This is a genomic window from Zhihengliuella salsuginis (assembly GCF_014651715.1).
In the GTDB taxonomy this organism is placed as follows: Bacteria; Actinomycetota; Actinomycetes; order Actinomycetales; family Micrococcaceae; genus Zhihengliuella; species Zhihengliuella salsuginis.
Genome location: NZ_BMXK01000009.1, coordinates 87,007 through 110,725, shown reverse-complemented (window position 1 = coordinate 110,725; position 23,719 = coordinate 87,007). Strand labels below are relative to the sequence as shown.

The following is a 23,719-nucleotide window of genomic DNA, read 5'->3' as shown; positions in this document are numbered from 1 at the left end:
CATGTCCCCCGATGCCGAAACTCCGAACGCCCTCGACGACTCGAACGTCGCCTCCGGCGACGCCACGCGGTTCCGGCGACTCTGCCGGTCCTCGCCCTGGCGCTGGGAGACCCTGCGCTTCAGCGTCGAATGGCGCGCCCCGCACAGGGCGGGCGACGAGCCGGCGGCGGGCGACGAGCCGGCGGCGGGCGACGACGTCGTGCCCGTTCCGCGCGTGAACGCGTGGCTGCGGCGCCCGGACGCCCTGCGGGTCGAGTCCGCCGGCTCCCGCCTGCTGTTCAGCACCACGCGGATCAACGAGTCCAAGGACGCGTTCTACGTCACGGGTTCGCGGTCCCCGTGGCTGCTGCCGCCGCGGCTGGTGCAGCCCGTGTACGACGACGAGGGCCTGGTCCAGCGCCGGCCCGAGGCCCGGTACGGCGACCCCGTGTTCGGGGACGGGCGGTGGGCGGCCATGCTGGACCCCGTCGAGCTGGCAGGCAACGCCGACGTGCCGATCGAGGCCGCCTTCGAGAACGTCGTGGAGCTCCACCGCCTCGCGTCCGTGATCCATGCCGGGCGCCCGGCGCTCGAGGCCGTGCTCACCCCCAACCGCTCCTACGCCCCGGCCTGCGAGGGCCAGCCCCTGATCGGTGCGGGCGGTCCCGCTCCCCGCACCCGTGTGCGCATCGACGAGGCGACGAGCGTCTGCGTGGAGGCGGAGGTCCTCGACGGGGACGGCGCCGGCGCGGGACACACCCTGTCCATCCACGCCGTCGACGAGTACATGCTCGACGACCTCTTCGTCGAGCACTCGGTGGACCTGACGGACGTCCGCGACCACATCCCGTGGGTGGTCGGCGAATGGTGAGGCCCCTCTGGCCGCTCTTCGACCTCGAGCTGACCACTCCGCGCCTGCAGATGCGCGTGATCCGGGACGAGGACCTGGACGCGATGGTCGACGCCGTGCAGTCGGGCATCCACCCGCCGGAGCGCAGCCCGTTCTCCGTCCCCTGGACGTCGGCGCCGGTCGTCGATCTGCCCGCCAACACCGCCGTCCACGTGTGGCGCACGCGCGCCGAGACGACCCCGGACGCGTGGACGCTGCCGCTGGGGGTCTGGTCCGACGGGACGTTCGTCGGCGTGCAGGACATCACCGCGCGGGGTTTCCGCGCGCTGCGCAGCGTCGGCACGGGTTCCTGGCTGCGGACCTCCGCCCAGGGCCGGGGGCTGGGCAAGGAGATGCGCGCGGCGGGGCTGTTCTACGCGTTCGACGTCCTCGGGGCCACGCTGGCCGGCTCGGAGGCCGCGTCCTGGAACGAGGCCTCGCTCGGCGTCTCCCGCACCCTCGGCTACGAGGAGAACGGCGTGCGGCGCGAGCTGTGGGGCGAGAAGATCGAGGACGTGGCGTACGTGCGCGTCACCCCGGAGACCTTCCGCCGCCCCGCCTGGAGGCTCGGCGTGCGCGGGCACGAGTCGGTGGCGGCGTTCCTGCGCCTGCCCTGACCCGGGCGGGCCGGGGCAGGCGCGGGAAGGTCAGGCCGTGCCCTCGAGCAGCTCGGTGACGAGCGCGGCGATCGGCGAGCGCTCCGACCTGGTGAGGGTGATGTGCCCGAAGAGCGGGTGGCCCTTGAGGGTTTCCACGACGGCGGCGACCCCGTCGTGGCGGCCGACCCGGAGGTTGTCGCGCTGGGCGATGTCGTGGGTGAGGATGATCTTCGAGTTCTGGCCGATCCGGCTCATGACCGTCAGCAGCACGTTCTTCTCGAGCGACTGGGCCTCGTCGACGATGACGAACGAGTCGTGCAGCGAGCGCCCGCGGATGTGGGTCAGCGGGAGCACCTCGAGGAGGCCGCGCTCCACGACCTCCTCCATGACGTTGGGGCTGACGAGCGCGCCGAGCGTGTCGAACACGGCCTGGGCCCAGGGGTTCATCTTCTCGTTCTCGCTGCCGGGCAGGTAGCCGAGCTCCTGGCCGCCGACCGCGTAGAGCGGGCGGAAGACCACGATCTTCTTGTGCTCGTTCCGCTCCAGCACGGCCTCGAGCCCCGCGCAGAGCGCGAGGGCCGACTTGCCGGTGCCGGCCCGGCCGCCGAGGGAGACGATCCCGACCTCCGGGTCCATGAGCAGGTCGATCGCGAGCCGCTGCTCCGCGGAGCGGCCGTGGAGGCCGAAGACCTCCCGGTCGCCGCGCACGAGCCGGGTCAGGCCGTCGTCGCAGACCCTGCCGAGCGCCGAGCCGCGATTGGACTGGATGACCAGGCCGGTGTTGGTCGGCATCCCGGCCGCCTCCGCGATGTGCACGGCCTGGCCGCTGTAGAGCTCGCTGACGTCGTCGTCCACGACGGCGACCTCGGCGGTCCCGGTCCACCCGGAATCGGCGACGAGCTCGTTGCGGTACTCGTCGGCCTGCAGGCCCATCGCCGAGGCCTTCACGCGCATCGGCAGGTCCTTGGAGACGACCGTGACGTCGCGCCCCTCGTCGGCGAAGTTCTTGGCGACCGCCAGGATCCGCGAATCGTTGTCGCTGCCCCGGAAGCCCACGGGCAGCACCTCGGTCGAGACGTGGTTGAGCTCGACGCGCAGCGAGCCGCCGCCGGGGAGCCCGATCGGCTTGTCCAGGCCCCCGCTGGTCACGCGCATCTCGTCCAGCAGCCGCAGCGCCTGGCGGGCGAAGTAGCCGATCTCGCCGTCGTGCCGCTTCTTCTCCAGCTCGGCGATGACGACGATCGGGACGATCACCTCGTGTTCGGCGAAGCGCAGGACGGCCTTCGGGTCGGAGATCATCACCGACGTGTCCAGCACGTAGGACTTCGTGCCGACGCTCTGCCGTTCGGCCACCGCGACGGCCTCCGCCGCTGCCGCCAGCGGGCCGGTGGACGGTTCCACTTCAGTCTGCTCCCCGTGTGCGCTACCCCGGACTTCCCCATCCGGCATCGTGCGCTCGTTGGTGGTTTCAGCGTTTGCAGCCACTGTCACTCCCCATCAGTCACCCACTCGGGTGCGCGTGGCCCCCGGTGGTTTGGTTCGGGTTCGCCGGGGCGGCCGTGAGGCCGGGTCCGGCCTCCCTGGGGTGGTACGAGCGAGATGCGGATGATCATGCTCTTTCAGGTGGCGTTTCCGGTGGGACGGCGTTTTGCCGTCCTGCTGCCCACGCTAATCCCATGGTTGTAGTTTTCCTAGGGAAGGCGCCGTTAATTTCGAGTGAACGGGCAGAGCCGGGGCTACGAGCCGAAGCGGCGCTGGCGCCGCGCGTAGTCGCGCAGGGCGCGCAGGAAGTCCACCTTGCGGAAGTCGGGCCAGAGGGCCTCGCAGAAGTAGAACTCGCTGTAGGCGCTCTGCCACGTCATGAAGCCGGAGAGGCGCTGCTCCCCCGACGTGCGGATCACCAGGTCGGGGTCCGGCTGCCCGCGGGTGTAGAGGTACCGGGAGACGTCGTCGATCACGAGCGCGTCGGCGATCTCCTCCGCAGTCTTCCCCGCGGCGGCCTCCGTGCGCAGGTGCTCCTTGATCGCGTCGACGATCTCGCGGCGCCCGCCGTAGCCGACCGCCATGTTCACGACCAGCCCGTCGGCCGCCTGCGTCCGGTCCGCCAGATCGCAGAGCTTCTCCGCCAGGTAGTCGGGCAGCAGTTCGAGGGCGCCGACCGGGTGCACGCGCCGGCTCGGGTTCTCCCCCAGCCGGTCGAGCAGGTTCGCGATGATCGAGACCAGGATCTCGATCTCCCCGGCCGATCGCTTCATGTTGTCGGTCGAGAGCATGTACAGCGTGACGTTGCGGATCCCGAGGTCGTCGCACCAGTCGAGGAACTGCAGGATGTTGTCCGCGCCGGCCTGGTGGCCGTGCGACGTCGGCGCGCCGGCGAGCTTGGCCCACCGCCGGTTCCCGTCGACCATCATCCCGATGTGGGCGGGCAGCTTGTCGGCGGGCAGCTCCCGTGTGAGGAACTTCGTCAGCCGTCGCTCGTAGTACCGGTAGAGGACCGTCGGCAGTTTCACGGCGCCTCCTTCCGTCACCTCGCGCCCGTGGTGCACCCTCATACGCTACCGCCTCCCGGCGCCTCCCCGGAGTCGCCTCCGTATCGAGAGGCGCGCCACAGACTGCTACCACCCGGTAGGTTAGGCTGGAACCATGCAGAACAGCGCCCCCTCGGGGCCCCGCCCGACCGGTCGAACCGGGCGTCCCCTCAGCACCACGGCCGCGCGCCGGCTCCGCACCAAGCTGAAGATCCGGACAATCGATCTGGACGAGTTCAAGCCCCGTCTGCGCGGCTGGATCCACGCCGGCATGGTCCCCGTCGCCCTGGCCGCGGGCATCGTGCTCATCGTGCTCGCCCCGGGCACCCTCGGCAAGGTCACCACCACGGTCTACGCCGTCACCGGCCTGCTGCTGTTCTCCGTCTCCGCCGTCTACCACCGCGGCAACTGGTCGCCGAAGGTCAGGCTGGTCCTCAAGCGGCTGGACCACACGAACATCATGCTCATCATCGCCGGCAGCTACACCCCGCTGGCGGCCTTCCTCCTGCCCCAGACCAAGGCCACGTGGCTGCTGGCGGGCGTCTGGACGGGCGCGGTGCTGGGCATCGCGTTCCGTCTGATCTGGACGCACGCGCCGCGCTGGCTCTACGTCCCGGTCTACGTCCTGCTCGGGCTCGCTTCGCTGATCTTCATCGGCGACTTCTTCGCCGCGAGCGTCCCGGCCGCCGTCCTCGTGTGCGCCGGCGGCGCCGCATACATCGCCGGCGCGGTCTTCTACGCCCTCAAGCGCCCCAACCTGCACCCGGAGTGGTTCGGCTTCCACGAGCTCTTCCACGCCTTCACGGTCGGCGGCTTCGTCTGCCACTACATCGCGATCATGTTCGCGGTCCTCGGAGCATAGCCTCCTCGAGCGTCGTCACGTCCTCCACCGGGGCGGCGCAGACGTGCCCGTGGCACAGGTAGGCGCGCAGTCCGCCGTCGTCCCCGGCCGCCTTGTCCCGCGCCAGGGCGGGCGGTGAACCGCCGTCGGGCACGACGCCGCCGCCCGCCTCGAGCGCCACCGTCCCGCCGCGCACGGCGAGCCGCAGGCATTCGGCGCGCTGGGCGCGCGTGCCGCCGGCGACGGCCAGGCTCGCGTCCCGCTCCCCGCGGACGGCCGCCGCCAGCGCCGTCCCGAACTGGGCCGGGGCCTTCTCCGCCACCCGGCGCACGTGGTCGACGAGCGAGGCCGCCCGCCGGATCCGGGCGCCGTCGGCCTCGAAGCCGCCCTGGTTCAGCAGCGCCGTCGCGTAGAGCGCGAGCGCGCTCGGCGTCGCGGAGTCCATGCCCTCCATCGGCGCCCTGCCGCCGCGGGCCGCCGACAGGAGGTCCGTGAGCGGCGCGTCCGTCGCCTCGCCGCCGGGGAGGAGGCCGAAGCGCTCCTCGGCGGCGGAGAGCACCTCGTGTGCGCGCTGCACCCAGAGCGCGGGGTCCGCCCCTCCGCCGCCGGCCGGCGCCTGCCCCGCGGCCGTCGCGAGGGCCTGGAAGCCGAGGGCGACGCCCGCGTAGTCCTCGAGCAGCCCGCCGCCGGGGCGGTAGGCCAGCCGGGCGAGCGACGCGTCGGTCCGGGAATAGTGCTCGCGCCAGAGGTACTCGCCGAGTCGTGCGGCGTCGTCGATCAGATCGGGTGCGCGGAGCAGGAGGCCCGCCTCGGCGAGGGCCCGGACCGCGAGCCCGTTCCACCCGGCCACGACCTTGTCGTCGCGGGCCGGCTGCGGGCGCTCCCGGCGCTCCGCACGCAACGCCGGGACCACCGCGTCCCAGGCCCGCCACTGCTCGGCCGTCGGGGTGCGGGCGAACGCGATGGTGACCGGGACGTCGTCGTACCCGGCCGCGGCCACCCGCGCCGCCGGCGCGCCCGGCTCCTCGGGCGAGCGCCCGGACAGGACCGGCGCCAGGGTCTCCCAGACCCCCGCGTCCTCCGACACGGCGCGGAGCGCGGACCGGCTGAAGAGGTAGGTGCCGCCCTCGACGTGGCGGCCGTCCGCCATCACCGTGTCCGCGTCGAGCGACGAGGCGAGCCCCGCCGGACGCCCCGACTCGTCGACCAGCAACAGCTCGCGGCGCATCCAATCGGCCGTGCCGGCCGCGAGCCGGGTCGCGAGCTCCCGCTGGTCGGGGTCGTCGGCGAGGACGGCGAAGCGGGCCGTGTGCCGCAGCAGCTGGGCGTTGTCGTAGAGCATCTTCTCGAAGTGCGGGACGCGCCAGTCGCCGTCCACGCAGTAGCGGGCGAAGCCGCCGCCGACGTGGTCGAACAGGGCGCCGGCGGACATCGCGGCGATGGTGCGGCCCGCGAGGGCGAGGGCCTCCGGGTGCTCGCCGGCGGAGGCGAGCTCGAGCAGGTAGTCCAGGGACGACGACGGCGGGAACTTCGGTGCCGGCCCGAATCCGCCGGCCGGGTCCTCCTGGGCTGCCAGCCGCGCGAGGACGGCGTGGTGGACGGGATCGAGCGGGCCGGGCGCGCCGTCGTCGTCCCCGGCCGGGAGGCCGAGCAGATCCCGCTGGGCGTCGGCCATCTCGCCGAGGTAGTCGGCCAGGTGGCCGGCCTGCTCCTCGACGGCGTCGCGCCGCCCGGTCCAGGCCTCGTGCACGCCGGAGAGGACCTGGCCGAAGGACGGCAGGCCCTGCCGCGGGGCGGGCGGGAAGTAGGTCCCGGCGTGGAAGGCCCGGCCGTCGGGCAGCGCGAAGACGCTCATGGGCCACCCTCCCTGCCCGGTCAGCGTCTGCGTCGCCGCCATGTAGGCCGAGTCGACGTCGGGGTGCTCCTCGCGGTCGACTTTGATCGCGACGAAGTGCTCGTTGAGGTAGCCGGCCACCGTCTCGTCGTCGAAGCTCTCGGCCGCCATCACGTGGCACCAGTGGCATGCGGCGTAGCCGACGGACAGGAAGACGGGCACATCGCGGCGGGCGGCCTCGGCGAACGCGGCCTCGCCGTACTGCCACCAGTCGACGCTCTGGTGGGCGTGCTGGAGGAGGTAGGCGGAGTGCGCGTCGGACAGCCGGTTGGTCATGCGGCCATTGTGGCATCGACACCGCTCGCGCGGGAGGCCGCGGCCTACGTGCGGGGCGTCTGGCCCCCGCCGTGCCCGGCGTCGTCGGTCCCCGCGTCGCCGGTCCCCTGGCCCCGGGTCCCGGCGCTGCCCGAGCCGGTCTCGTCCTCGTCGTCCTGCCCGTACTGCCTGCCGCGCTCGACGAGGTCGCTCTGGCGCTGCTCGGCCTCGCCCTGGTAGCGGACCCGGCGGATGCGGCGGACCATGTCGCGGATCAGGAAGATCACGGCGACCACCATCAGGGCCGTCGCGACGAACCCGGCGAAGCCCGGGCCGATCTCGCGGGCGGCGTCGCCGGTGGGGGCCTCGAGGAGGGACGGGTCGGCCGAGGCCATGACCAGCATGAAGTTCACGGAGATGATCACACTTTCTTTGCGGTGCAAGCGGTGCGGGGCCGGCGGCATCCGGCCCCGCACCATTCTACGCCAGCTGTTCTACCAGATGTCGAAATGGCGGGGGCTAGCGCAGCCCCTCGAACAGATCGGACTCCGGCGCCCCGTCGGCGAGCTCGTAGCCGTCGATGCGGTGCCTGGCGAGCGTGAAGTCCTCCCACGGGTAGTGCAGGGCGGCGATCTCGTTGGGGACCGCGAAGAAGAAGCCGTCCGGGTCGATCTGCGTGCGGTGGGACTTCAGGGCCGCGTCGCGGGCGTCGAAGAACTCGCCCGAGTACACCTTGGTGGTGGTGGGGTGGCTCTTGACCCAGCTGAACATCTGGTGGTCCTCGTTCTCCTCGAGGAACTTCACCCGCTCCGCGTACGGCGACTCCATGCCGGCATCGAGCATGCCGCGGTGCAGTGTCATGAACTTGTCCGGGGAGAATCCGCGGTCGTAGTAGACCTTCGAGACGCTCCACGGTTCGCCGAGCTCCGGCCGGAACTCCGGATCGGCCGCCGCCTCGTAGGCGAAGACGGAGACGTTGTGGCACTGGATGTGGTCCGGGTGCGGGTAGCCGCCGTTCTCGTCGTAGGTCGTCATGACCTGCGGCTTGAACTCGCGGATCAGCTTCACCAGGGGCGCCGCTGCCCGTTCGACCGGCTGCAGCGCGAAGCTGCCCGGCGGCAGCGCCGGCAGCGGGTCGCCCTCGGGCAGGCCCGAGTCGACGTACCCGATCCAGCGGTGCTCGACCCCGATCGCGGCCGCCGCTTCCGCCATCTCCTTGCGGCGGACGCCCGGCAGGTCGCGGTGGGCGTGCGCCAGCTCGCCGACCGCCGCGTTCAGGATGTCCCCGCGCTCACCACCCGTGCAGGAGGCCACCATGACGCGGGCCCCCGCGCCGAGGTAGGCCGCCATCGTCGCCGCGCCCTTGCTGGACTCGTCGTCCGGGTGCGCGTGCACCGCGAGGAGCCGCAGCCCCTCCGAGTTGGGAACTGGGATCTTCCGAGAATTGTCCACGCGTGTGCGTCTCCCTCAAACCATGATCGTCGATACGTTGCCGGTTGTTCGCGGGTGACGCGCCACTCGCGCGACACCCTTCCACCCTCTGACAACGTAAACTGGTGCCGATGACTTCCCGATCTGCCGAAAACGCAACGACCGCGCCCGGCGAGACCGGATCCACCGATCCGGCTCCCAGCCTAGCCAATCGCTATGGCGCCCCCAAGCGGTCGATGAGCCGGCGCCTGAAAACGGTGCTCGTGGCAGGCGCCCTCACGGTCGGTGTCGGGCTCGCGGCGTACGCCGGGATCGCCAACACGAACCAGATCAACTACGATGACGTGGCGTTCGAGATCGAGTCGGAGACCAGCGCCCGGGTGACGTTCCACGTGGAGAAGAACGCCGCCGACGTCGTACAGTGCGGGGTCCAGGTCCTGGACGAGACCTATGCCGTTGTCGGCTGGAAGACCGTGACACTCGAGGCCAGCGGCGAGGACGGGCGCGAGTCGACGCGGCGCACCGTGGACGTGCGCACCGAATATCTCGGAGTTTCGGGTAATGTGGGCGAGTGCTGGTCGCTGTGACCCGTCCCACGCCGTCGTCATCGACGGACTGTAACGACAGCGGCCGGCAAATGCACGTTTAACCCGCTTTCGACCCGGCGGCGCCGCGTTTCTTGGGACTTTCACCGTATCTGGCTAGGATACTTCGAATGATTCACGGTTATTTGCCGTGGTCTATGACATATCAAGGAGAGACACGTGTCTACGAACAACGAAGCCGCAGTGTGGCTCACCCAGGAGGCCTACGACCGCCTCAGCGCTGAGCTCGAGCACCTGCAGGGTCCAGGTCGCCAGGAGATCGTGGACCGCATCGAGCAGGCCCGCTCCGAGGGCGACCTGAAGGAGAACGGCGGCTACCACGCCGCCCGCGAGGAGCAGTCCAAGGCCGAAGGCCGCATCCTCTACCTCAAGAGCCTCCTCGAGAAGGCCAACGCCGGCGAATCCCCGGCCAACGACGGAGTCGTGGAGCCCGGCATGCTGGTGGAGGCCACCATCGCCGGAGACAAGACCACGTTCGTGTTCGGCAGCCGCGAGGTGGCCGGCGATTCGGACCTCGAGGTCTACAGCGAGAAGTCCCCGATCGGCACCGCCGTGCACGGCAAGAAGGTCGGCGACAAGCTCTCCTACGAGGCGCCGAACGGCCGCACGATCGAGGTCGAGATCCTCTCGGCCGAGCCGTTCACCGGCTGACCCGGAGCACGAACCCAGCAGTACGACGTCGGGGCGGCCACCTTTCGCAGGTGGCCGCCCCGACGTCGTCGTACCCGCCGGCCGCCCCGGGGCCGGGACGCTAGAGCTTGACGATGACCGGCTGGAAGCCCTCGGCGCGCAGGTTGTTCAGCACCGTCTCCGAGTGCACGTGCCCCTTGGTCTCCATGTCGATGGTGATGGCGACGTCGCCCATCGACAGCGAGCCGCCGATGCGCGTGTGGTCCACACGGGTCACGTTGGCGTCCGACTCGGCGATGACGCGGGAGATGGTCGCGAGCTCGCCGGCCCGGTCCTCCAGCATCATCCGCACGGTCAGGTAGCGGCCCGCGACCGAGAGGCCGCGCTGGATGACCTTGAGCATCAGCAGCGGGTCGATGTTGCCGCCGGAGAGGATGACCGCCGTCTTCTTCGAGTCGATGCCGGCCTCGGCCAGCTTGCCCTCCAGCAGCGCGGCCACGCCGACCGCGCCCGCCGGCTCGACGACGAGCTTGGAGCGCTCGAGCAGGAACACCAGCGCCTGGGCGAGGGAGTCCTCGGAGACCGTGACGACGTCGTCGACCAGCTCCTTGATGATCTGGAACGGCAGCTGGCCGGGCGTGCCCACGGCGATGCCGTCGGCGATCGTGGAGACCTTCTCCAGCGGCACAAGCGCGTCCGCGGCCAGCGACGGCGGGTACGCGGCGGCGTGCTCGGCCTGCACGCCGACGACCCGGATCTCCCGGCCGAGCTCGCGGGCCTTCGCCTTAACCGCCGTCGCGACGCCGGCGAGGAGCCCGCCGCCGCCGACGCCCATGACCACCGTGTCAACGTCGGGCAGCTGCTCGAGGAGCTCGAGGCCGATCGTGCCCTGGCCCGCGATGATGTCTGCGTTGTCGAAGGGGTGCACGAACACGGCGCCCGAGCTGTCCGCGTACCGCTTGGCCTCGGCGAGGGCCTCGTCGACGTTGTGGCCGTGCAGGATGACCTCGGCCCCGTGGTCCTTGGTCGCGGTCAGCTTCGGCAGCGCGACGCCGAGCGGCATGTAGATCCGCGCCTTGATCCCGAGCGCCCGGGCGGCCTGCGCCACGCCCTGGGCGTGGTTGCCGGCGGACGCGGCGACGACGCCGCGCGCCTTCTCCTCGTCCGAGAGGCGCGCCATGCGCACGTACGCGCCGCGCACCTTGAAGGAGCCGGCCCGCTGCAGGTTCTCGCACTTGAGGAAGACCTCGCTGTCGCTGAGCAGCCCGAGCGCCCGGGAGTGCTGGATCGGGGTCCGGTCCACCACGCCGGCGAGCAGTTCGGCCGCCGATTCGACGTCGGTCACGGACACGGGGAGTGCATCTTGGGTGGTCATCGGGTCTTTCTGGGTGTCGGTGGGGCTCATGCTCCGTGCCTCTCACTCGGACTTCGGGTGGGGGTGTCCTCCGCGCCCGGCGGTTCTTCGCCGTCGAGGTCCGCGGGGGCGGGCCCGTCGTCGGCAGTGGACGACGACGGTGCGTGGGCGGCGTCCGGCACGCGCGGGGCGCTGCCGGTCGCCGGGGCGGGGGCCGGGGGTGGGCCCGCCGCCGCGGGCGGGAGCGAGGGGTCGTGCTCCCAACCGCGATCTGCGAGGTACTTGATGACGGTGTTGGCGATCGCCAGCAGCGGCACTGCGAAGAGGGCGCCGGCGATGCCGGCGAGCATCGTGCCGCCGGCGACGGCGAGCACGACCGCCAGCGGGTGCAGGCTGACGGCTTTGCCCATCACGAGCGGCTGCAGGATGTGCGATTCCGCCTGCTGCACCGCGAGGACCACGATCAGCATGATCAGGGCGTTGACCCAGCCGTTGGCGACCAGGGCCAGCAGCACGGCCACCGTCCCGGTGACGAGCGCGCCGAGGATCGGGATGAAGGAGCCCATGAACACGAGCACGCCGAGGGGGACCGCGAGCGGGACGCCGAGGATCACGGCCCCGATGCCGATGCCGAGCGCGTCGACGAAGGCGACGAAGAGCTGCACGCGCACGTAGTTGACGAGGCTCCGCCAGCCGCGGCGGCCTGCGCCGTCGACCGGGAGACGGGCCTGGCCCGGCAGCAGCCGGACGATGAAGGCCCAGATCCGCTGCCCCTCGAGGAGGAAGAAGATGAGCGCGAAGAGCGCCAGCAGGATGCCCGCCACGATATGGCCCAGGGTCGAGCCCCACGAGAGCGCCTCGGAGAGGATCTCCGAGCTGTTGTTGCGCAGCTGCTCCAGCGTCTCGTTGGTCAGGTCGGCCATGTCGTCGTTGGAGAACTGCAGCGGCCCCGTGAAGACCCACTCCTCGACCGTCTGCAGGCCGTCGACGGCCTGGAGCCAGAGCGGCTCGAACCCCCGCGCCATTGTCCGGCTGACGACCGTCACGAGGGCGCTGACGAGGCCCAGGAACGCCACCAGCGTGATTCCGACGGCGAGTCCGGACGGGACGCGCATCCGGCGCAGGCGGCTGACGATGGGGCTCAGCAGCCCGGAGAGCAGGGCGGCGATCATCAGCGGGACGATCAGCAGCGACAGGTGTCCGAGCAGCCAGACCAGCAGGCCCGTGGTGCCGATGACGATCGCCAGGCGCCACGCCCACGAGGCGGCGACGCGGACGCCGAAGGAGACCGAGTCGGCGGAGTCCGTCCGGCGCGGGGCGCGGGCCTCGGGTTCTACAGCCACGAGGTGATGCCCCAGTGCGCGACGAGCTCCTCGCCGGGGGCCAGCCAGGTCAGCCCCTCCCCCGTGTTGAACGTGTTGGCCGGGGCGGTCATCGGCTCGATCGCGATCGCCGCGTCCCGGCCCGGGAACTTGTCCGTCACGAAGATATGCACGTAGGGGCATGTGGCGTCGGCCCAGAGCTCCACGCCCCGGCCGTCCGGGGCGTCGAGGCGGTGGTGGTAGCGGCCGTCGTCGTCGAGGGAGAGCCCGCCGAAGGCCGTGTCGGTCCGGAAGCCGTCGAGCAACCGGCCGCTGCGGAAGTCCATGTCTCCGGCGGCGTCCGCGGTGCCGACGGGGATCATCTTCTCGTCGACCGGCAGAAAGGACGTGGCCGTCGTCGTAAGACGCAGCTCGTCCGTGGGCACGTCCCCCACCCGCAGGAACGGGTGGGCGCCGAGCGCGGCGGGCGCGGGGCCGCCGTCGAGCGAGCCGTGGTGCGCGAGCCGCTGGGTGACGGCGAGCTGGCCGTCGGCATCGAGCTCGTAGCGCGCCGTGTGCGTGAGCCGGTACGCGTAGCCGTGCTGCGGGTAGATCTCGGCGGCGATCGTCACATGGTGGTCCCCGTGCTCGAGAGCGCGGTAGCCGGTGTTGCGCAGGAGGCCGTGGATCGCGTTGCCCGTGGCGGCCTCGGTCACGTCCAGCTGCTGGGTGGCGCCGTCGAGGTCCCAGGCGGCGCCGGCGATGCGGTTGGGCCACGGGGCGAGCAGGATGCCCGCGGCGAAGGGCGGCGTCGCATCGGCGTCGAAGCTCTCGACGAGGTCGACGCCGTCGCGGCGGTACTCGCGCAGGGCCCCGGCCAGCGCGGCGATCACGGCCTGACCTCCCCCGCGGCGGATGCTGAACTGCTCGCCGGAGATCGAGGCGCCGGCCGCGCTGGATGTGGCGTTCATGCTGCTTGGTGAATACTCGCGCGCGCTCATGGCTCCACGTTAGCGCCCGAACACGAATCACGCGGAATGCGTGACACCTTCGGGACGGGGGTGGTCAGATTGCCGCATGTCCGGCTGCCGCTCCCGGCAGGGTGACGAACGGCCATGACACGGCGACGGCGCCCCGCTGCCGGTCCCGCGCCGCCGGAGGACCGGCGGAAGGTGCGGGACACGGACGCTGCAAGGCGCCGTCGTCGTACGGGGTGGGCGGCTACTCGTCGCCGCGCAGGATCGCGATGATGCGCAGGATCTCGACGTAGAGCCAGACCATGGTGACCGTCAGGCCGAAGGCCGCGGACCAGGAGTACTTGGCGGGAGCGCCGTGCTCGACGCCGCGCTGGATGGACGTGAAGTCGAGGACCAGGGCGTAGGTCGCCAGCAGGACGGCCAGGGCGCCGATCGCGAGACCGATCCAGCCCGAGCGCAGGCCGAACATGGAGTCCGTGACGCCGAACATCATCAGGCCGAGGTTCACGAGCGAGAACACCAGGTAGGCGCCCATCGCGATCGTGAACATGCGGGTCATCTTCGGGGTGGCGCGGTACTTGCCCGAGCGGTAGAGCAGCAGCGTCACCGCGAACACCGAAAGGGTCGCGAGCACGGCCTGCATGGCCGCCCCCGGGTAGAGGTTGTCGATGACCCCGGAGATGCCGCCGAGGAACAGGCCCTCCGCGAGCGCGTAGAGCATGATCAGGACCGGCGACGGCTCCTTCTTGAAGGAGTTCACCAGGCCCAGGACCAGGCCGACGATGAGGCCGATGAGCATCAGGCCCGGCAGCTGCCAGCCGACGACGGCGCCGGCCAGGATCCCGAGGAAGCAGAAGATCGTCTTGTTGATGACGTCGCCGTAGGTCATGCGGCCGGTCTCGGCCGGGCCGGCCGAGCGCTGGCTGTAGAGATCGCGCAGCTGGTCGGCGCTCATGTCCTGCGACTGACGCGGGCCGGCGGCGACGCCGCCTCCGCCCGTCTGCTCGCGGAAGTTCCGCGAGTTGAAGACCGGGTTTCCCCCAAGTGCCATGAGTGTGCTCCTCAATAGTTGATCGTGCTTCTCAGCCTACCGGTTCAACGCCCGGCCGGCACCGCGAGTTCCCGCCCGCGGCCTGCGCCCTGAGCCGAATCCCGGCCGGGCCGCCACCCGGGCGCGAAAAAGCCCCGCGGGCCGGTGACACCGGGCCGCGGGGCTGATTCATGGCGCCGCGCTTCCAGCGCGGCGACGGGGTACCCCCAGTGGGACTCGAACCCACAACACAGAGATTTTAAGTCTCCCGCCTCTGCCAATTGGGCTATAGGGGCGCCCTGCCAGTCTACTCGGACTAGGCCGCGACCTCGGACTTGCCCTCGGCGTTCGCCGCCGAGCCCTTCTCCTCGGACTTCGGCGCCTCAGCCTTGGCGTCGTCCTTCTTCGCCTCCGGCTTCGGCTTCGGCGTGGCGGCCTCGACGAAGGCGCGGCGCGGCTCCTGCAGGTCGGAGATCTGCGTGGTGTCGCGGTTGAAGAACAGCTGGAGGAACCAGCCGCCGACGACGCGGAACTTGCGCTCGAAGGTCGGCATGGCCAGGCCGTGGTAGCCGCGGTGCGCGACCCAGGCCGGTGCGCCCTTCATCTTGATGCCCATGATCTTGGCGACGCCCTTCCAGGCGCCGAACCCGGCCACCGCACCCAGGTTCTTGTGCTCGTACTTCTTGATGCGGCCGACGCCGTAGCGGTGCGCGTAGATGTTCTTGGCGAGCAGCTTCGCCTGGCGGACGGCGTGCTGGGCGTTCGGCACGCAGGTGCCGTCCGGCAGGCCGCCGGTCACGTCCGGGACAGCCGAGATGTCGCCGGCGGCCCAGGCGCCCTCGATGACCTCGGTACGGTCCTCGTTGGTCAGGCGCAGGTCCTGCCCGGTCACGAGGCGCCCGCGCTGCTCGACGACGAAGTCGGTCGAGCGGACCATCGGGTTCGCCATGACGCCTGCGGTCCAGATGAGGGTGTCGGCGCCGAAGCTGCCGGCGGAGGACTTGTCCTTCATGTCGGTCAGTTCCAGCTCGCCGTCCTCGGCCTTGGCCAGCGACGTGTTCAGCAGGACCTCGATGCCGCGCGAGCGCATGTGGCCGACGACCCACTCGGCCTGCTCCTCGGTGACCTCGGGCATGATGCGGCCCATGGCCTCGACCATCTTGAACCGGACCTCGTCCTGCTCGACGCGGTCGTTCTTGGAGACGGCCTTGCGGACCATGTCCTCGATCTCGGTGATGGCCTCGATGCCTGCGAAACCGCCGCCGACGACGACGAAGTTCAGGGCGCGCTCGCGGGCCGGGCCGGCCGGCAGCATGGAGGCTGTCTCGACGCGCTCGAGGACCTTGTTGCGCAGGGCGACGGCCTCCTCGATGGTCTTCAGGCCGATGCCGTTCTCGGCGAGGCCCGGGATCGGGAACGTGCGGGTCACGGCACCGGCGGCCATGACGACGTCCTGGTATTCGAGCTCGAACGGCTCGCCCTCGGTCGGCACGACGACGGCCTTGCGGTTGGCGTGGTCCACGGCCGTGACGCGGCCGGTGACGAGCTCCGCGTCGCCCAGGTGGGTGCGGTGGGAGACGATCGCGTGGCGCGGCTCGATCTGCCCGCCGGCGACCTCCGGCAGGAAGGGCTGGTACGTCATGTAGGGCAGCGGGTCGACGACGGTCACGATGCCGCCGTGGGCCTTGACCTTCTTCTGCAGGTTCTTCGCGACGTAGAGGCCGACGTAGCCGCCGCCGACGACGAGGATACGCGGACGGTCCGAGAGCTGGTGAGTGTTAGGCATGACTCCAGCATAGCCCGTTTCGGCGCTTTTGTGAAAACATTCACTAGGACTGGGTGAAAAAGTTCACGTGGCGTCGGCGCCGATGGTCACTCGGTCTTCTCGGGCAGGTCGTCGAACGGGTCGTGGCCCCGCGCGACCTTCCACTTGCTGCTGGCGATCGTCCCCTCGCTGGCCCGCTCGGCCAGCGCGAGACGACGGGTCCGGTGCAGCCGGACGGAGCCGATGACGATCACGAGGAGCGCGAGCGCGCCGAAGCCGAACAGCACCGCGGGTGCCATGACCTCGCCCCGCCCGGGAGGGGCGACGGCGTCGGGCGCGGCGATGGGCTCGACGGTGGACGGGGCCTGGTCGACCGGGGCCGACGGCACCGGCTCCGGCGCGGTGTCCGCGCGGCGGTGCACCCTGATCCACTCCGCGATCGTGCCGAGCGGATTCGTCCCGACGGATTCGACGTCGGCGGTCAGCGCGGCCTCGGCGTCGAGGATGCCGTACCCGTAGATGTTGTCGAATCCCGGTTCCCCGGCGTCCTGGGCCGTGGCGAGGATCCTGTTGATGACGTCTCCCGCGCTGAGGTCGGGCTCGGCGGAGCGGATGAGGGCGGCGACGCCGGCGACGAGCGGCGCGGCGCCGGACGAACCCGACCATCCGGCATAGCCGCCGCCCGGCAGCCCGCCGACGAGGGGGTCGGCCGGGGCCGCCACGCCGATCGTGATGCCCTGCGTCGACGCGTCCCAGCTGGCCTCCCGCTCGCGGTCCACACCGGCCACGGTCAGGACGCCCGGAATGGTGGCCGGGGCGCCGACCTGCGTCATGCCGCCGGCGCGGTTTCCTGCGGCGGCGACCACCACGACGTCGTTCTTCTCCGCGTACAGGAACGCGTCGTCCCACGACTGCGGCCAGGACGTGCTCGTCGACCCCATCGACAGGTTGATGACCTCCGCCCCCTGGTCCACGGCCCAGCGCACGGCGTTCGGGATCTGCTCCTCGATGCTCACCCCGGCCGGGTTCTCCGCGCCGAGCCACACCGAGGCCGTCAGCAGGTCGGCTGCGGGGGCCACGCCGATGATCCCCTCGTCGCCGGGACCGGGCTCCGGGATCTCGACCGGCTCGGGCTTCTCCGGAGGCTCCTCGTCCTCCTCCTCGGCCTTCTTCTTGGCCCGCTCGTAGGCGATCCTCTGCTTCTCCGCGTCGGCTTCGGCCTGCTTGATTTCGGCGGAGTTGTTGCCGCGCCCGCCGAGCATCGTGGCGACGAGCGTGCCGTGCTCGGGCAGGGGGCCAATCGCCTCCGTCCCGTCGGGCGCTCCGGCCCCCGAGGAGTCCGTCCCGCCGACGACGGCGTCGCGGAGGTCCGGGTGCGAGTCGTCGACACCGGTGTCGATGATGGCGACCTTGACACCATCGCCGCGGCTGACCTTCCACGCCTCCTTGATGCCGTAGTCCTCGAGCCAGTACTGGTTGTCGCGCGGATGGGCGGCGTCGGCCGCCGGGGCGGCGAGGACCGCGCCGGCGGCGACGGTCAGGACCGTGAACGCCCCCAGGATGCGGCGCAGGCCCGGGCCTCGGGTCGATCGGGTGGCGTGCTGGGCCATCCATCCTCCTCACAAGTACTGGGCGGCAGTGCCGCCCGGCGGTGCCGCTACGGGGCGACGGCGGGCACGCTCAGGGCGATCCCGTCGAGAATATCGTGTTCGCTGGTGGCCGCGGCGACGACCCGGCCGCCGGTCGCGTCGCCGACATGGCGCACGACGGACCGCCAGATCAGGGCGCCGGCGCCGATGACATCGACGCGGCCCGGGTGCATGAACGGCAGCGCGGCGCGCCGGTCCCGCGGCAGTTCCAGCAGCTCGGTGGCCGCCGCGGCGACCACGCCGAGCGGCAGGGCGGCGCCGTCGATCTCCTCGGGGACGTACTGGTCCAGGTCGAGGGCGTGCGCGGTGATGGTCGTGATGGTTCCCGCCACGCCGATGAGCCGGTCGACGCGCGTCAGGTCGACGTCCTGCTGGACCTCGTCGAGGAAGCGGGCGACCTCGGCCTCGGCCGCGGCGATCTGCTCCGCCGTGGGCGGATCCCCGTGCAGGAAGCGCTCGGTGAAGCGGACGCAGCCCATGTCGATGCTGCGTCCGGCGGCGACGCCGGCCCCGGTCCCGAGGACGAACTCCGTGGATCCGCCCCCGAGGTCGACGACGAGGACCTGCTCGCCGGCGCGCGGCGGGTGGACGGACACGGCCCCCGCGAAGCTCAGTGCGGCCTCCTCGTCGCCGGAGACCACTTCCGGCTCGATGCCGATCCGCTCGCGTACTCCGTCGATGAAGACCTGGCGGTTCGCGGCGTCGCGCGTCGCGCTCGTGGCGACGAACCGGACGGCCGCGCCCGGAACCTCGTGCCGCGTCATCAGCTCGTGGTACTCGTCGAGGGCCGCGAAGGTCCGCTCCAGCGCCTCGTCGTCGAACCGCCCCGTGGCGTCGACCCCCTGCCCGAGCCGGACCACGCGCATCTCGCGCGCCACGTCCTCGAGGCGGACGGTTCCGTTGTCGTGGACGACGTCGGCGATGAGCAGGCGGATCGAGTTCGTTCCGCAATCGATGGCGGCGACGCGCATGGGTGACCTCCTGGTCGGTTCGGCGGGTCGGGGACCCGCGCGGCGAGGATGCTGTCCGGCCCGAAGTCTACTCGGCTTCGCCGCCGCCGGAACCGTCCTCGGCACGACGACGGCGCGCCTCGGCCCGGGCGTGCTTCTTCGCCTCGACGTCCTGCTGCTCCTGGGTCTTGACGTGACGGCTGCGGTCACGGTTCGGGGCCTCGCCCGTGGTCGCCCAGGCGCCCTCGCAGTAGCAGCGGTCCGCGGTCCACCACTCGGCGATTCCCTCGAGGGCTTCGTCGCCCAGCGGGTTCGCGCCCGGGCCGGCGGACAGCGAGTGGCCGACCAGCACGTGCAGGCACTTCACACGGTTCGGCATGCCGCCGGCGGTCACGCCGGCGATCTCGGGGACCTCGCCCACACCGGTCCGGGCGCCGATGGCGTCGCGGGCGGCGAGGTAGTCCTCGTGGGCGGCGCGGTAGGCCGCGGCGAGCTCCTCGTCGCTCTCGAGCCGCTCCGTCATCTCCGCCATGAGGCCGGCGGCTTCGAGCCGCGAGACGGCCGCGGTGATGACCGGGTGGGAGAGGTAGAACGTGGTGGGGAACGGGATGCCCGAGCTCAGGCGGGGGGCCGTCGTCGCGACGAGCGGGTTGCCGCACACGCAGCGGGCGCCGATCTCGACGACGTCGCGCACCGGACGGCCCAGCTGACGGCTCAACGTGTCCAGGTCCTGCTCGGTGGGCACGCGCTGCTCGGCGTCGAGGGTCTCGTGGCGTTCAGCCGGCTGGCCGCCGGTTCCGGGCGTCTCGGGCACGGGTCTCCTTCAAAGGTCTTCTCTAATCGGTCGCCGCCCGCTTGACGGAGTCCCAGAGCGCGTCGACCCAGGGCAGGTCGGTGCGCACGTCGGACGGGCTGGCGTTCTCCGGCAGCGGGGACTCCTCGGCCGCCGGTTCCCCGACCACCATGTACTTGCGTTCGCCGGGCATGACCAAGTTTATCCGCTCGCGGGCCTGCTGCCGTATGTAGGCCGGATCCTCCCACCGGGTGATCAGCGACTCCAGCCCCTCCTGCTCTTCCTCGAGCTCGGCGATGGTGGCGCGCAGCTCCTGCAGCTCGCCACGCTGGTCCATATAGACGCCCACGGTCGGCAGCAGCATGATCGTCACGGCGGCCAGCACGACCGCCAGGGCGATGAGGCGGCCTGAGAAGCTGCGCGCGGGCACCGGGTTGACGTCGTCGCGCTCCGCGGGGCGCTTGCCGCCCGTGCGCGGCCCACCGGATCGGATACCGTCCGAGAGGGCGGCGCGCTCGCGCAGGCGGGCCTGCGATTTGGGGAGTTTGATGACCTTCGGCTGGCCGGACCCGTCGGTGGCCGCAGCGGCGCCGGATTCCTTCTTCGACGCCCTGCCGGCCGTCGCGCCGCGGGGAGCCGGCCCCGCGGGCCTCTTGGCACCGCCGCGCTCCGCGCCGGAACTCCGGGGCCGCCCGCCGGCCCCCGCCTCCGCCTGCTCGCGGCGGGCCCGCTCCTCGGCCTCCCGGCGCTCGGCAGCACGCTGCGCATCACGGTTGACGCGCGGCATGTTCGGGCGGCGGCTGGACACGACGGGCTCCTGACGGGACTCGGCAACAGTAGGGGACTATTCGACTATGCCTCGGATGGCTCCCGCACCGGGTACGCCTGAGGGGAGCTTCCCGCATGGGAAGCTCCCCTCAGACTTTACGCGTTGGGACCGGCTGCTAGCCGTTGAAACGCGGGAAGGCGTCGCGACCGGCGTAGGCGGCGGCGTCGCCGAGCTCCTCTTCGATGCGCAGGAGCTGGTTGTACTTGGCGACGCGCTCGGAGCGGGCCGGGGCGCCGGTCTTGATCTGGCCGGCGTTGGTGGCCACGGAGATGTCGGCGATCGTGGTGTCCTCGGTCTCGCCGGAGCGGTGCGAGGTGATCGTCGTGTACTGCGCGCGCTGGGCCAGGGACACGGCGTCCAGGGTCTCGGTCAGCGAGCCGATCTGGTTCACCTTCACCAGCAGCGAGTTGGCGGTGCCGCGGCCGATGCCGTCGCCGAGGCGCTCCGGGTTGGTGACGAACAGGTCGTCACCCACGAGCTGGACCTTGTCGCCGATGTCGTCGGTGAGGGTCTTCCAGCCGTCCCAGTCGTTCTCGTCGAGCGGGTCCTCGATCGAGACCAGCGGGAAGTCGGCCACGAGCTGGCCGTAGTAGTCGCTCATCTCCTGGGCCGAGAGCGCCTTGCCCTCGAACTGGTAGGCGCCGTTCTCGAAGAACTCGGACGAGGCGACGTCGAGTGCCAGCCCGATCTGCTCGCCCGGGGTGTAGCCGGCCTTCTTGATGGCCTCGACGATCAGCTCGAGTGCGGCGCGGTTGCTCGACAGGTTCGGCGCGAAGCCGCCCTCGTCGCCCAGCCCGGTGGCCAGGCCCTGCTCCTTGAGCACCGACTTCAGCGAGTGGTAGATCTCGACGCCCCAGCGCAGGCCCTCGGAGAACGTGGCCGCGCCGATGGGGACGATCATGAACTCCTGGATGTCCACGTCGGAATCGGCGTGGGAGCCGCCGTTGAGGATGTTCATCAGCGGGACCGGCAGCACGTGGGCGTTCGGTCCGCCCAGGTACTTGTACAGCGGCAGGTTGGAGGCCTCGGCGCCGGCGTTGGCCACGGCGAGCGAGACGCCCAGGATGGCGTTCGCGCCCAGCTTGGCCTTGTTCGGCGTGCCGTCCAGGTCGATCATCGTCTGGTCGATGGCGCGCTGGTCGGTCGCGTCCAGCCCGATCAGGGCCGGCTGGATGGTGTCGATGACCGCGTCGACGGCCTTCTGCACGCCCTTGCCCAGGTAGCGCCCCTTGTCGCCGTCGCGCAGCTCGACTGCCTCGTACTCGCCGGTGGATGCGCCGGACGGCACGGCGGCGCGTCCGAGGGAGCCGTCGGAGAGCAGGACCTCGACCTCGACGGTCGGGTTGCCGCGGGAATCGAGAATCTCGCGGGCGTGGATGGCATCAATCAGGGCCATGGAAGGAACTCCTCAAACAGGTTGTATTCGGCCTTATCACTGGCACACCGGTGGGCCACGTCACCTAGCCTAGCGCGCGCGTGACGTCCTCGGTAAAGCGTGCGACGGCGCCGCGCAGTGCGCGCTCCGCGTCCCACCCGTTTCTCCTAGCCAGATCGACGATCCGCAGGAGTTCGCCGCCCAGTTCGGCTTCTGTGGCAGGGGTAACACTCCCCGGCGGGCCACCGGCCGATTCGCCGTGGTCCACCCGGGGCACGACGGCGGCGGGCGCGTCCCAGCGCTCCGCCCGCCCGAGCGTCTTGTCGGCGAGCGTCAGCGCCGGCAGGTGGCGCGGCAGCGAGGCGAACGGGTCCCGCTGCCGGGGCCGCTCGGCCCGCTTGGCCTGGTCCCAGGAGGCGATGATCTCCTCGATCGATTCCGGGTACTCCCCCAGGAGCGAGCCGTCGGCGGCGAAGACGTGCTTGTTGCGGCGGATCATCTTCTCGCTCAGGAAGTCGGCGACGTCCGCGAAGTCGAACGCGCCGTCCTCCTCGGCGATGGCGGAGTGGAGCACCACCTGGAGCAGCACGTCGGCGAGCTCTCCGCGGACCTCGTCGGCGGGCTCGCCGTCTTCGATGGCCTCCACCAGCTCGTAGCTCTCCTCGACCAGGTACTCGACGAGGGCTCCGTGGGTGAGCCGCCGGGTCCAGGCGCAGTGCGTGCGCAGCGCGTCGACGACGCGCAGAAGCCGGGTCGCCGCGGCCGCACGCCGCGCATCGAGCGCGTCAGGCGTGCGGTCCGCGGCGACCCGGCTGGCCCGTGCCGAAAGGTCGGGGTCCTGGTTCGGCATGGTCCCCGGTCCTACTCGGTGCCGGCTTCTGCGGTCGCGTCGTCCTCGTCGGCGGTCAGTTCGGCGTAGGCCTGGTTGATGTGGTCGACGAGCACCTCGCGCTCCTCGAGCGGCAGGAAGGCCGCCTCGGCGGCGTTCAGGGTCAGCTCGAGGAAGTCGTCCAGGTCGTAGTCGAAGGCCTCGACGAGCAGCTCGAACTCGTCGGAGAGGCTGACGCCGGACATCAGGCGGTTGTCGGTGTTGATGGTGACGTTGAAGCCGGTCTGGTACAGGAGGTCGATCGGGTGCGAGTCGATGCTGTCGCCGAACTCGGCGATGGCGCCGGTCTGCAGGTTGGACGACGGGCAGACCTCCAGCGGGATGCCGCGGTCGCGCACCCAGTTGGCCACCGGGCCCAGGGAGACGAGCCCGGTCGACTCGTCGACTGGTTCGCCGTCGTCGTCGACTCCGCCGAACTCGATCTCGATGTCCTCGGCGACGCGGACGCCGTGGCCGAGCCGGGTGGCGTGGCCGACGACGAGGGCCTCCCGGATGGAGTCGAGGCCGGCGGCCTCGCCCGCGTGGATCGTCGTGGGGAACATGTTCTCGGCCAGCAGTGTGAAGGCCTCCGCGTGACGCGAGGGCGGGAAGCCGTCTTCCGCACCGGCGATGTCGAAGCCGACGGCGCCGCGCGAGCGGTGGCGCAGGGCCAGCTCGGCGATCTCGGTGGCCCGGTCGGCGTGGCGCATCGCGGTGATGAGCTGCCCGACCTGGATCGGGGTCCCGGCGGCCTCGGCCGCCTCCATGGCGTCGTCGATACCGGACTGGACCGCCTCCACGACGTCGTCCAGGCTCAGGCCGTTGCGCAGGTGCTGCTCGGGCGCCCAGCGGACTTCGCCGTAGACGACGCCGTCGGCGACGAGGTCCTCGACGAATTCGCGGGCGACGCGGGTCAGGCCCTCCTTGGTCTGCATGACGGCGATGGTGTGGTCGAACGTCTCGAGGTAGCGCTCGAGGGAGCCGGAGTCAGCGGATTCGAGGAACCAGCGGCCCAGCTCCTCCGCGTCGGTGGCGGGCAGCTCGTGGCCGGCCTCGGCGGCCAGCTCGATGATCGTGGCAGGTCGCAGTCCACCGTCGAGGTGGTCGTGCAGCGAAACCTTGGGGAGGGAACGGAAGTCGAATTCGGGCGAGTACGCGGTGTGGATCATCTCGTCAG

At 71.3% G+C, this 23,719-nt stretch carries 22 protein-coding genes and 1 tRNA gene; 5 read left to right on the top strand and 18 right to left on the bottom strand.

Annotation, left to right across the window (positions count from 1 at the left end):
- Window position 1 precedes the first annotated feature (1 nt).
- A complete protein-coding gene (locus IE069_RS11315; protein WP_189350566.1) occupies window positions 2–850 on the top strand; it encodes a hypothetical protein in 849 nt (282 codons plus the stop codon).
- A complete protein-coding gene (locus IE069_RS11310; protein WP_189350564.1) occupies window positions 844–1,485 on the top strand; it encodes a GNAT family N-acetyltransferase in 642 nt (213 codons plus the stop codon). Before IE069_RS11315 ends, IE069_RS11310 begins: the two co-directional genes overlap by 7 nt.
- Before the next feature lie 30 nt (window positions 1,486–1,515).
- On the opposite strand, the gene phoH2 is transcribed toward IE069_RS11310, so the two are convergent.
- Together phoH2 and IE069_RS11300 are read right to left on the bottom strand one after the other, a co-directional pair.
- Window positions 1,516–2,916 (bottom strand): RNA 5'-3' helicase PhoH2, encoded by a 1,401-nt coding sequence (gene phoH2 / locus IE069_RS11305; protein ID WP_189350716.1) that lies wholly within the window; start codon window positions 2,914–2,916, stop codon window positions 1,516–1,518.
- 287 nt (window positions 2,917–3,203) lie between these two features.
- Window positions 3,204–3,977 (bottom strand): isoprenyl transferase, encoded by a 774-nt coding sequence (locus tag IE069_RS11300; RefSeq protein WP_189350562.1) that lies wholly within the window; start codon window positions 3,975–3,977, stop codon window positions 3,204–3,206.
- Between the two features lie 133 nt (window positions 3,978–4,110).
- Here IE069_RS11300 and trhA point away from each other — a divergent pair, with 133 nt between their 5' ends.
- Window positions 4,111–4,857 (top strand): PAQR family membrane homeostasis protein TrhA, encoded by a 747-nt coding sequence (gene trhA / locus IE069_RS11295; protein ID WP_189350561.1) that lies wholly within the window; start codon window positions 4,111–4,113, stop codon window positions 4,855–4,857.
- On the opposite strand, the gene IE069_RS11290 is transcribed toward trhA, so the two are convergent.
- The 3 genes from IE069_RS11290 to mca all read right to left on the bottom strand — a co-directional run bounded on the left by IE069_RS11290 (window position 4,832) and on the right by mca (window position 8,437).
- Window positions 4,832–7,006 carry a thioredoxin domain-containing protein gene (locus tag IE069_RS11290; RefSeq protein WP_189350560.1) on the bottom strand — a complete coding sequence of 725 codons (2,175 nt, stop codon included), beginning with the start codon at window positions 7,004–7,006 and terminating at the stop codon, window positions 4,832–4,834. The genes trhA and IE069_RS11290 overlap by 26 nt on opposite strands.
- Window positions 7,007–7,050: 44 nt before the next feature.
- Complete coding sequence (locus IE069_RS11285; RefSeq protein WP_189350559.1) at window positions 7,051–7,410, bottom strand: hypothetical protein; 360 nt, start codon at window positions 7,408–7,410, stop codon at window positions 7,051–7,053.
- Window positions 7,411–7,504: 94 nt separating this feature from the next.
- A complete protein-coding gene (gene mca, locus IE069_RS11280) occupies window positions 7,505–8,437 on the bottom strand; it encodes a mycothiol conjugate amidase Mca (protein ID WP_268245178.1) in 933 nt (310 codons plus the stop codon).
- Window positions 8,438–8,547: 110 nt separating this feature from the next.
- On the opposite strand from mca, the gene IE069_RS11275 reads away from it, so the two are divergent.
- Together IE069_RS11275 and greA are read left to right on the top strand one after the other, a co-directional pair.
- Complete coding sequence (locus tag IE069_RS11275; protein ID WP_189350557.1) at window positions 8,548–9,003, top strand: DUF4307 domain-containing protein; 456 nt, start codon at window positions 8,548–8,550, stop codon at window positions 9,001–9,003.
- A 177-nt stretch (window positions 9,004–9,180) separates the two neighbouring features.
- Window positions 9,181–9,672: a transcription elongation factor GreA gene (greA, locus tag IE069_RS11270; protein ID WP_189350555.1), complete on the top strand. Its 492-nt coding sequence runs from the start codon at window positions 9,181–9,183 to the stop codon at window positions 9,670–9,672.
- 100 nt (window positions 9,673–9,772) lie between these two features.
- Here greA and ilvA read toward each other — a convergent pair whose 3' ends face one another.
- From ilvA to IE069_RS11205, 13 genes are all read right to left on the bottom strand, one after another.
- A complete protein-coding gene (gene ilvA, locus IE069_RS11265; RefSeq protein WP_189350553.1) occupies window positions 9,773–11,026 on the bottom strand; it encodes a threonine ammonia-lyase in 1,254 nt (417 codons plus the stop codon).
- 26 nt (window positions 11,027–11,052) lie between these two features.
- Entirely contained in the window at window positions 11,053–12,348 is a 1,296-nt protein-coding gene (locus IE069_RS11260; protein WP_189350551.1) for an AI-2E family transporter, read from the bottom strand.
- Window positions 12,339–13,277 (bottom strand): aldose 1-epimerase family protein, encoded by a 939-nt coding sequence (locus IE069_RS11255; protein ID WP_189350549.1) that lies wholly within the window; start codon window positions 13,275–13,277, stop codon window positions 12,339–12,341. The genes IE069_RS11260 and IE069_RS11255 overlap by 10 nt, the downstream gene beginning before the upstream one ends.
- A 250-nt stretch (window positions 13,278–13,527) precedes the next feature.
- A complete protein-coding gene (locus IE069_RS11250; RefSeq protein ID WP_189350548.1) occupies window positions 13,528–14,334 on the bottom strand; it encodes a Bax inhibitor-1/YccA family protein in 807 nt (268 codons plus the stop codon).
- Window positions 14,335–14,535: 201 nt separating this feature from the next.
- Window positions 14,536–14,609 (bottom strand) — tRNA-Leu (locus IE069_RS11245).
- Between the two features lie 20 nt (window positions 14,610–14,629).
- Complete coding sequence (locus IE069_RS11240) at window positions 14,630–16,099, bottom strand: NAD(P)/FAD-dependent oxidoreductase (protein WP_189350546.1); 1,470 nt, start codon at window positions 16,097–16,099, stop codon at window positions 14,630–14,632.
- Between the two features lie 86 nt (window positions 16,100–16,185).
- Window positions 16,186–17,688 carry a S8 family serine peptidase gene (locus tag IE069_RS11235; protein ID WP_189350544.1) on the bottom strand — a complete coding sequence of 501 codons (1,503 nt, stop codon included), beginning with the start codon at window positions 17,686–17,688 and terminating at the stop codon, window positions 16,186–16,188.
- A gap of 47 nt (window positions 17,689–17,735) precedes the next feature.
- Window positions 17,736–18,698: a Ppx/GppA phosphatase family protein gene (locus IE069_RS11230; protein ID WP_189350542.1), complete on the bottom strand. Its 963-nt coding sequence runs from the start codon at window positions 18,696–18,698 to the stop codon at window positions 17,736–17,738.
- Between the two features lie 67 nt (window positions 18,699–18,765).
- A complete protein-coding gene (locus tag IE069_RS11225; protein ID WP_229791113.1) occupies window positions 18,766–19,422 on the bottom strand; it encodes a DUF501 domain-containing protein in 657 nt (218 codons plus the stop codon).
- Between the two features lie 91 nt (window positions 19,423–19,513).
- The gene (locus IE069_RS11220) at window positions 19,514–20,278 is read right to left on the bottom strand and encodes an FtsB family cell division protein (protein ID WP_189350538.1); all 765 of its coding nucleotides are present in this window, start codon (window positions 20,276–20,278) and stop codon (window positions 19,514–19,516) included.
- Window positions 20,279–20,414: 136 nt separating this feature from the next.
- Window positions 20,415–21,695, bottom strand: coding sequence for a phosphopyruvate hydratase (gene eno / locus IE069_RS11215; RefSeq protein WP_189350536.1), 1,281 nt, complete (start codon window positions 21,693–21,695; stop codon window positions 20,415–20,417).
- 64 nt (window positions 21,696–21,759) lie between these two features.
- Entirely contained in the window at window positions 21,760–22,524 is a 765-nt protein-coding gene (locus tag IE069_RS11210) for a MazG nucleotide pyrophosphohydrolase domain-containing protein (RefSeq protein ID WP_189350534.1), read from the bottom strand.
- 11 nt (window positions 22,525–22,535) lie between these two features.
- Window positions 22,536–23,711, bottom strand: a complete 1,176-nt coding sequence (locus IE069_RS11205) for an adenosine deaminase (RefSeq protein WP_373287815.1) — start codon at window positions 23,709–23,711, stop codon at window positions 22,536–22,538.
- Window positions 23,712–23,719: the final 8 nt, after the last annotated feature.